Origin of the sequence: Actinoplanes subglobosus (genome assembly GCF_042650585.1) — a bacterium.
Lineage (GTDB): Bacteria > Actinomycetota > Actinomycetes > Mycobacteriales > Micromonosporaceae > Actinoplanes > Actinoplanes subglobosus.
Map to the genome: position 1 here is coordinate 324495 of NZ_JBHSBL010000019.1, position 8364 is coordinate 332858.

Sequence of the window (8364 nt, forward strand, 5' to 3'; positions counted from 1 at the left end):
GGTGCGCCGGTCCCTGCCGGCGGCGGCGATCGCGGCGGCCGTCGGCACCACCATCGTCCTCGTGGTGCGGCGGCGCGCGGCCGCACGGCGTACCCCGTCGCGGCCCGCCTGGCTGCGCCGCTCCCACTGATCCGTCGGATCACGACCCCCATCCGCATTTCGAACCATCCGCACTTCGAAGAGGAGAACGATTTCCATGGCGATGATCAAGCTGGCTGCCGGGCTCGCGGTCGGGTACGTCCTCGGCTCGCGGGCCGGACGTGAGAAGTACGAGCAGATCGCGGCGACCGCCCGCAAGGTGAACGCCCACCCGACCGTGGTGCAGGCCCAGGAGAAGGCGAAGGCGCTGCTCAGCACGGGCACCGACAAGGCCACCACCAAGCTCCACGAGGTAGCCGCCACGACCACGCCGTCGACGGCAGGGCCGTCCACCACGCCGGCCTCCTCCACCACGCCGGCCTCCTCCACGACGCCGGCCTCGTCCACCGCGACGGAGCCGTCCGCCGCCCCGAAGACGCCGCGGCCGGCTCCGCGCAAGCCCGCGCCGGTCACCGGCCAGCCGACGCTGTAACACCCCACGGAGTTTCCCGGGCCCGGTGCGATGCGCCGGGCCCGGCCGTGCCTCCGCCTCCGGTCCGAGTGTGACAGTGGCCTGGCTACTGTCGGCGCATGACGACCGACTACACCGCCACGTTGCCGCGCAAGCGCATCGGTGCCGGCGTGCTGCTCTCCGACGGCCGGGGCCGTGCGCTGATCTGCGAGCCGACCTACAAGGACTACTGGGAGATCCCGGGCGGTGTGGTCGAGGCCGACGAGTCACCGCACGCCGCGGCGGCACGCGAGATCCAGGAGGAGCTCGGCCTGTCGCTCCAGCCGGGACGCCTGCTGGTGACCGACTGGGTTCCGCCGCGTCCCGACCGTACCGAAGGATTGATGTTGATCTTCGACGGCGGCGAGCTCACTCCCGCACAGGCCGCCACCATCCGCCTGCCGCCCGACGAACTGCGCGGCTGGGCGTGGTGCACCGGCCCGGAGGCCGCCACCCGCCTGTCCGCCCTGCTGGCCCGCCGCCTCACCGCGGCGGTGCGGGCCCGCGCCGACGGATCCGTCGCCTACCTGGAGGACGGCCACTTCGTGGCCTGACGCCGCCGGTGAGGTCGAGCCTCGGTACAGTCTGGCGCGCGTCGCCATCCGGGACGGTGACCTGGCCTCCGGAGCGGAGCGGGCCCGGCAGGCGCCGGCGGTCGCCGAGCGTGCCGGTGACCGGGCGCTGGAGGAACGGCCGCGGCACGTCCCGGGCATGATCGCGCGGGGTGCCGTCAGGCCGCCGCCGGGGCCGCCATCGCCGCGCCGGTCAGCTCGACCGAGCGCAACCGGTCCGGCAGCGACTGGGCGTGGTGCGCGGTGATCAACTCGTCGGCCTGTGCGGTCGCGGCGAAGTCCTCCAGGTACTCGCGGACCTCGTCAGGCGTACCGACGGCGGTGTATCGGGTCATCGCCGCCAGGTTCTGCCCGCCGGGCGAGGCCAGGAACGCGTCGATCTCGGCGTCGGTGAAATTCTGCCCGACGCCACCGCGGGAGATGAACGCCCTGGTCCGCGCACGATAGGCCGACCTCATCTGGGCGACGGCCTCGTCATGGTCGTCGGCGGCCACCACGTTGACCCCGGCGATCACATACGGCTCGGCGAGTTGCCCGGACGGGGTGAACGTCTCCCGGTAGACCCGGACGGCCTGCAGCAGCGCGTCGGGCGCGAAGTGGGAGGCGAACGCATACGGCAGGCCGAGCCGTGCCGCGAGCTGGGCGCCGAACAGCGACGACCCGAGGATGTAGAGCGGGACCGGCCGCTCGGCCCGGGGCACCGCCTGCACGCCGGGGATCACCGACTGCCCGGCCAGGTATCCCTGGAGCTCGAGGACGTCCTGCGGGAACGTGTCGGCGGACAGGTGGTCGCGGCGCAGTGCCCGCATGGTGACCTGGTCGCTGCCGGGTGCCCGGCCGAGGCCGAGGTCGATGCGGCCGGGGAAGAGGGTCTCCAGGGTGCCGAACTGCTCGGCGATGACCAGCGGCGAGTGGTTGGGCAGCATGATGCCACCGGCGCCGAGCCGGATGGTGCTGGTGTGGTGGGCGACGTGGCCGATGACGACGCTCGTCGCCGAGGACGCGATCACGGACATGTTGTGGTGCTCGGCATACCAGACCCGCTGGTATCCGGCCCGTTCGGCGCTCTGGGCGAGCGCGACGCTGGCCTGGAAGCTGTCGCGGGCGGTCTGACCGGCGGAGATCGGCGCCAGGTCGAGCAGGGAGAGTGCGGTGGGCATGACGTGTCGCCTTCCGATGTCACAGGTGGCGGTGCAGGCGTTCGGTGAAGGCGCGGATGCGCTCCTCGTCGCGGCGGTAGTGGATCCACTGCCCGCGACGGGTCGCGAGCAGGAATCCGGCCCGCTGGAGGATCGCCAGGTGGGCGGAGACGGTGGAGACGGAGCATCCGGCGCGGCGCTGGATCAGGCCGACGCAGACGCCCTCGTTCGCACCGTCGGCTCCGGGGAAGTGGGCGGCCGGGTCCTTCAGCCACTCCAGGATCGCCAGGCGTGTCTCGTTCGACAGCGCCTTGCACTCCTCCAGCATCCCGGCACCCCATCCTTCGGTATTTCGCTGATTAACGAAATTACGTCACCGTACGTGGATGGCGCCACTGTCCATGACATGGCTCACCGAACACAGTGATGCCCCAGCCGCAGGGGGAACGGCTGGGGCATCACGGCACTACCGGGGGTCAGTAACCGAAGTCCTGGGTGTAGTAGGGCGTGCCGTCGGCCGCGTTCGCGACACCGACACCGACGGTCTTGGACCGGCAGTTGACGATGTTCGCGCGGTGACCGGGGCTGTTCATCCAGCCGTCGACGACCTCGGCGGCGCTGCGGTAGCCCATGGCGATGTTCTCGGCCGACGGCTGGGCGTAGCCGGCGGCGTTCGCCCGGGTGACGAACGTGGAGCCGCCACTGCCGGTGTGCGAGAACGTGCCGGTCTGCGCCATCCAGGCGCTGTGGTCGCGGGCGGCCGCGGTCAGCTGGTCGTTGACGGTGAGCGCCTCGCACCCGTTGCTCGTGCGCTGAACGTTGATCAGGCGGTTGATCTCGTCCTGGAGACTCTGCACACCGGAGTCCACCGGGGCCGGAGCGTCCGGAGCGGGCGCGTCCGGAGCGGGTGTCTCCGGGGCCGGCGCCGAGTCGTCCGGGATCGGCGTGACGATCACCTGCTGGTCCGGAGCGGGCGCCTCCTCGACGGGCCGCTCCGGGACCGGCATGTTCGGGATGGGCATGTTCGGGATGGGCATGTTCGGGATGGGCATGTTCGGGGCGGGCCAGACCGGGCCGCGGTGGCCGGGACCGGGTCGCCAGCCGCCACCCTGTCCGGGCGTCCAGCCGCCGTGGCCGGGCGCCCAGCCGCCGCCGTGACCCGGCCGGCCATCGCCCGGGTGCGTCTTCGCCGGGGCGGCTTCGGCCGGGTTCGCGATCATCGTGGAGACGCCGACGGCGGCGATCGGGGCGAGGAGGGCGGTCACGGCGAGGCGGCGCAGACTGAGACGCAAGAGCAGACCCTTTCGGAGTACGGCGCCCGCGGTCAGCGGGCTCACCATGCACTTCGGCGGGGTCCCGGGCCGCGTTGATCGCAGCCACGGTGCGGCATCGTCTCCGAACCGTTGCCGGTGCCACTCAGCCGCCGATCTCGCACTCCAGATCGTTGACGGTGAACCAGGCCGGATCGGCCCCGGCCGTGCCCACCGCGCGGAACCCGAGGGAGAAGCTGTCGCCCGGCTGGACCACGGCGTTCCACGCCTTGGCCTGTGTGGTGACCACGGTGACCGGAACGAGCAGGTCCGCGTTCCAGAACTCGGCGACGGTGGCCTCCAGCGGGAAGCGGAACGTCCAGCCCCTGATCGTCTCGTCACCGGTGTTGGTCACCGTGATGGACGCGGTGAATCCACCGGTGTACGGCGACGCACGGTAGGTGACCCCGCAGGCCGTGGCGTCGGCCCGGGCGGCGGTGGCCGGTCCCACTGCTCCGGTCAGTGCCACGACGACCGCCAGCGCCCGTCCGGTTCGCGACATGTTCGGCTCCTTCACGCCTCGTTCACCGATTTCGATAGATAAACTCTCGTCGATGCATTCTGGGGCACTCGACTGGACGGGGACTGGACGCCGGACTTGACGTCTCCCCGCCCCGAAAGGGGCAGGGATTCCACTGGGTCGCCCCCGAGTCGTTCCTGTTTCATCGCCGATCGCCCGCTCGGGAGGTGGTTCCCCGTTGAGGACCTGCATCAGCTCCGCAGGCCGTCACCGCCAGCCCGGCGGCCAGAATGTCACGGGCCGCGTTCACGTCCCGATCATGCTCGGTACCGCAGCCGATACAGGTCCACCCCCGCACCGGCAGCGACATCTTCTCCGCCCGCACCCCGCACACCGATCAGCTTTCCCCGCCCTGCTCCACAGGGCGTCCCGCTTCCTGCTCGGCCTGACGGCCGGAGCATCCACGGAAGAAGTCCGATGACGCTGCGGATCCAGGTGCTCGGGCCGATGCGTGCCTGGCACGACGATGAGCCGATCGTGCTCGGGCCACCCGCGCAGCGGACCGTGCTGGGCCTGCTCGTCCTGGCCGGTGGCCAGCCCGTCGGCCTGCCCGGTCTGATCGACACGATCTGGGGCGACGATCCCCCGGCCAGTGCCGTCAACGTCATCCAGACCCACGTCAAGCGGCTGCGCCGGGTGCTCGAACCGGGGCGGGCCCCGCATTCCCGCAGCGCGGTGCTGCCCTACCTGGGCGACGGGTACCACCTGGTCGTGCCGCCTGATCAGATCGACATCCTGCGTTTCCGGCGCCTGCTGCGCAGCGCCGCCGACATCCCGGCGCCGGAGCCGCTGTCGGAGGCACTGGCGCTGTGGCAGGGGCAGCCGTTCGCCGACCTGCCCCAGCTGACCGGCCATCCGAAGGTGCGGTCCATCGTCGCCGAGCACCGGGCCGCGCTGGCCCGGCTGGGTGTGGCGCTGCTGGCCGCGGGGCAGGCCGGGCGGGCGATCGCCGCGTTCGAGGAGGTGACGGCGGCCGACCCGCTGGACGAGGCGGGGCAGGCCGGTCTCGTCCGGGCGCTGGCCGCCGCCGGCCGCCGGGCGCAGGCGTTCGCCACCTATCAGGCGGTGCGGGCCCGGCTGGCCGACGAGCTCGGTGTCGATCCGGGCGCCGAGCTGACCGCCGCCTACCGGGAGCTGCTCGACGCGGACGCCCGGGCCGTCGAGCCTGCCCGGACCGCGGTGGGTGCCGGGCGCCCGGTACCGGCCGAACTGCCCGCCGACGTTCCCGGGTTCACCGGCCGGGCCCACGAGCTCGCCGCGCTGGACCGGCTGACCGGCGGCCGGGCGCCGTCCACCGCACAGGACCGGCTGACCGGCACCTCACCGCCGGCCAGCACGACGGAACCGGCCCCCTCCCCGGAACCGTCCGCCGTGATGATCGCGGTCGTGTCCGGGACGGCCGGTGTCGGCAAGACCGCGCTGGCCACCCGGTGGGCGCACCGGGCCCGGGACCGTTTCCCGGACGGTCAGCTCTACGTCGACCTGCGCGGCTACGACCCGGAGCAGCCGGTGTCGCCGGAGGCCGCACTGGCCCGGTTCCTGCGGTCGCTCGGGCTGCCGGGCGAGCAGATGCCGGCCGACGTCGAGGAGCGGGCGGCGCTGTACCGGAGCCTGCTGGACCGGCGCCGGGTGCTGGTCCTGCTGGACAACGCCGCCTCGGTCGACCAGGTCCGCCCGCTGCTGCCCGGCGCGGCCAGCTGCGTGGTGGTGGTGACCAGCCGCGACGCGCTGCCCGGCCTGGTGGTGCGGCACGGCGCGCGGCGGCTCGACCTGGACGTGCTGCGTCACGAGGAGGCCCTGGCGCTGCTGCGGCGGCTGGCCGGTGAGCGGGTCAGCGGGGACGCCGGAGCCGCCGAGGAACTGGCCGCGCACTGTGCCCGGCTGCCGCTGGCGTTGCGGATCGCGGCCGAGCTGGTGCACCGGCGGGCCCCGGCGTCACTGGCGTCGGTGGTGAGTGAGCTGGCCGATCACCGGGGGCGGCTCGGGCTGCTGTCGACCGGTGACCCGCACTCCGACATCGGTGTGGTGTTCTCCTGGTCGTACCGGGATCTCCCGGCCGGTGCGGCGCGGACGTTCCGGCTGCTGGGGCACCACCCCGGTACCGACGTGGACGTGTGTGCGGTGGCGGCGCTGACCGGTGACCCCGAGGTGCGGGCGCGGGAACACCTCGGCCTGCTCGCGGCGAGCCATCTGGTCCAGCGGGCCGGAGACCGCTACGGGATGCACGATCTGCTCCGGGCGTACGCCAAAGATCTCGCCCGGCGATCCGGCGAAGCCGGTCTGCCCCGCGCGGTGCCGGTCTTCTATCTGCACACCGCGGCCACCGCGATGGATCTGCTGTATCCGGCCGAGCGCGGCCGGCGCCCCCGGGTGCCGGTGCCGGACGGCCCCGCGCTGCCGTTGCGGGCGGCGACCGCGCTGGCGTGGCTGGATGCCGAGCGGGCGAACCTGGTGGCCACCGCCGTGCACGCGGTGGCGCACGACCTGGAGTGGTTCGCGGTGCAGCTGGCCCAGGTGCTGCTGCGGTACCTGGAGAGCGGTGGTCACTACACCGACGCGGTCACCCTGCACGAGCACGCGCTGCGCGCGGCGGAACGTCGGCCCGACCACCGCGCCGCGGCCCAGCTGCGGATCAACCTGGGCGTGCTGCACGTTCAACAGGCGCGGTACGCCGAAGCCGGCATCGAACTACAGCGGGCGGTGGAACTGGCGCTGGAGGTCGGCGACACCCTGGTCCGGGTGCGGGCGCTGGGCAACCTCGGTCATCTGTACCAGTGGCAGGGCCGGTATGCCGAGGCCGCGCGGTTCCTGGGCGAGGTGGTGTCGGTGGCCCGGCACAGCGGGGATCGGGCCGGTGAGGCGCGCGGGCTGGGCAACATCGGTCAGGTGCGGTTGCGTCAGGGCCGCCTCGCGGATGCGGCACATGATCTACGGGCGTCGGCGGCGATCTGTCACGACATCGGTGACGCGGTCGGTGAGGCGTACGCCCTGCTCCATCTCGGTCATGTCGAGTCCTCGTCGGGCCGGCACACAGCGGCCGCGGAACTGTACGAGCGGGCGCTGCTGGTGTTCACCGGCACGACCGAGGTGGCGGGCCGGGCGTACGCGCTGGATGGTCTCGGCGGTGTCGACGTGCTGCTCGGTGAGCATCGCCGGGCGGCCGACCGGTTGGGTGAGGCTCTGGCGTTGTTCCGGCGCATCGGTGAGCGGGCCGGGGAGGCCCGGGTGGCGAACAGTCTAGGTGCGGCCGCGGCGTCGACCGGCCGGCTGGCCGACGCCCGGGCCCATCACCTGTCAGCGTTGCGCATCGCCGGTGAGATCGGCTACCGGTACGAGCAGTCGCGCGCTGAGCAGGGTCTGGCCCGGTTGTCGGCCGCCGGCCGGCATCAGTTACCCGCGTAGGGCCTACTTGTCGAGGGCGACCGCCACGTCGGTGACGTCCAGCGGGAACGTCCCGAGCAGTGTGGTCGCGCCGGTGAGCACGTCGATGCCGTACAGGTTCTGGACCGGGACCTGGTCGGCCGGCACGACCGGGGTGAGACTGGCGAAGGCGGTCAGTGCGGTGGTCTTCCCGCCGGTCAGGTCGCTGAAGATGTCGAAGCCGGCGTTGGCGTCGGCGTCGAAGCCGAGGTTGCCGGTCGCGACGAGCAGCCCGTTGTTGGCCGGCGACTGGATGACCACCTGGTCGGTGGTGGTGTTGACGTCGACCAGGGTGGTGCCGGTGGCCGCGTTGAGGTCGTTGTTGGTGTAGGCGGCGGCCGTCACGCCCCGGGCCGGGCCGGTGGCCGGCGGAGTGGTGAGCGTGGTGTCCTCGACGGTGGTGTGGTCGTTCAGGTTGTGCCGCAGGTTCTGGGCGTTGTCGCTGATCACGCGGAGCCGGTCGGCGGCCGGGTTGAAGTCGACGCCGAAGTTGGTGCCGTAGAGCGCGACCTGGAGCTGCGAGACCTTCGTGGCGATCGCGCTGGGGATGCCGATGGTGTAGATGCCGCCCTTGTTGCCGACGGCGTACAGCTTGCCGTCCTGCACGCGGAAGTCGATGCCGATGACGGCGGTGTCCCCGCTGAGGCCGGTGATGCGGCGTACCCAGTCGTTCTGCTCGGGTGTGCCGGTCCAGAACTGGAGCATCAGCGTGCCGTTGCCGGCGATGCCGTAGGCCATCAGGCTGTTGGCCGCCGCGGAGGCGCCGCCGCCGCTCAGCCCGATGATCACCGCGGTCGTGGTGGTGGCGACCGCG

9 protein-coding genes are annotated in these 8364 nt (G+C 72.5%); 3 read left to right on the top strand and 6 right to left on the bottom strand.

Annotated elements, in window-relative coordinates; all coding sequences use genetic code 11:
• Positions 1–196 precede the first annotated feature (196 nt).
• Positions 197–571: a hypothetical protein gene (locus ACFO0C_RS27005; protein ID WP_378069488.1), complete on the top strand. Its 375-nt coding sequence runs from the start codon at positions 197–199 to the stop codon at positions 569–571.
• A 98-nt stretch (positions 572–669) separates the two neighbouring features.
• A complete protein-coding gene (locus tag ACFO0C_RS27010; protein WP_378069489.1) occupies positions 670–1143 on the top strand; it encodes an NUDIX domain-containing protein in 474 nt (157 codons plus the stop codon).
• Positions 1144–1319: 176 nt separating this feature from the next.
• Here the strand turns inward: ACFO0C_RS27010 and ACFO0C_RS27015 are convergent, their stop codons facing one another.
• From ACFO0C_RS27015 to ACFO0C_RS27035, 5 genes are all read right to left on the bottom strand, one after another.
• Entirely contained in the window at positions 1320–2321 is a 1002-nt protein-coding gene (locus ACFO0C_RS27015; RefSeq protein WP_378069490.1) for an LLM class flavin-dependent oxidoreductase, read from the bottom strand.
• 19 nt (positions 2322–2340) lie between these two features.
• Positions 2341–2628, bottom strand: coding sequence for an ArsR/SmtB family transcription factor (locus tag ACFO0C_RS27020; protein ID WP_378069491.1), 288 nt, complete (start codon positions 2626–2628; stop codon positions 2341–2343).
• A 148-nt stretch (positions 2629–2776) separates the two neighbouring features.
• Positions 2777–3592, bottom strand: coding sequence for a CAP domain-containing protein (locus ACFO0C_RS27025; protein ID WP_378069492.1), 816 nt, complete (start codon positions 3590–3592; stop codon positions 2777–2779).
• A gap of 124 nt (positions 3593–3716) precedes the next feature.
• Positions 3717–4112, bottom strand: coding sequence for a cellulose binding domain-containing protein (locus tag ACFO0C_RS27030; protein ID WP_378069493.1), 396 nt, complete (start codon positions 4110–4112; stop codon positions 3717–3719).
• 160 nt (positions 4113–4272) lie between these two features.
• Positions 4273–4464 (bottom strand): zinc ribbon domain-containing protein, encoded by a 192-nt coding sequence (locus tag ACFO0C_RS27035; protein ID WP_378069494.1) that lies wholly within the window; start codon positions 4462–4464, stop codon positions 4273–4275.
• An 83-nt stretch (positions 4465–4547) separates the two neighbouring features.
• On the opposite strand from ACFO0C_RS27035, the gene ACFO0C_RS27040 reads away from it, so the two are divergent.
• Entirely contained in the window at positions 4548–7532 is a 2985-nt protein-coding gene (locus ACFO0C_RS27040; RefSeq protein ID WP_378069495.1) for an AfsR/SARP family transcriptional regulator, read from the top strand.
• A 3-nt stretch (positions 7533–7535) separates the two neighbouring features.
• Here the strand turns inward: ACFO0C_RS27040 and ACFO0C_RS27045 are convergent.
• On the bottom strand, positions 7536–8364 hold an 829-nt coding region (locus tag ACFO0C_RS27045), incomplete at its 5' end, for a DUF4394 domain-containing protein (protein ID WP_378069496.1).

Excerpts from the sequence above, each read along its gene's own strand:
- ACFO0C_RS27005 (WP_378069488.1), top strand. The coding sequence starts at position 197 with ATGGCGATGATCAAGCTGGCTGCCGGGCTCGCGGTCGGGTACGTCCTC.
- ACFO0C_RS27010 (WP_378069489.1), top strand. The coding sequence starts at position 670 with ATGACGACCGACTACACCGCCACGTTGCCGCGCAAGCGCATCGGTGCC.
- ACFO0C_RS27015 (WP_378069490.1), bottom strand. The coding sequence starts at position 2,321 with ATGCCCACCGCACTCTCCCTGCTCGACCTGGCGCCGATCTCCGCCGGT.
- ACFO0C_RS27020 (WP_378069491.1), bottom strand. The coding sequence starts at position 2,628 with ATGCTGGAGGAGTGCAAGGCGCTGTCGAACGAGACACGCCTGGCGATC.
- ACFO0C_RS27030 (WP_378069493.1), bottom strand. The coding sequence starts at position 4,112 with ATGTCGCGAACCGGACGGGCGCTGGCGGTCGTCGTGGCACTGACCGGA.
- ACFO0C_RS27040 (WP_378069495.1), top strand. The coding sequence starts at position 4,548 with ATGACGCTGCGGATCCAGGTGCTCGGGCCGATGCGTGCCTGGCACGAC.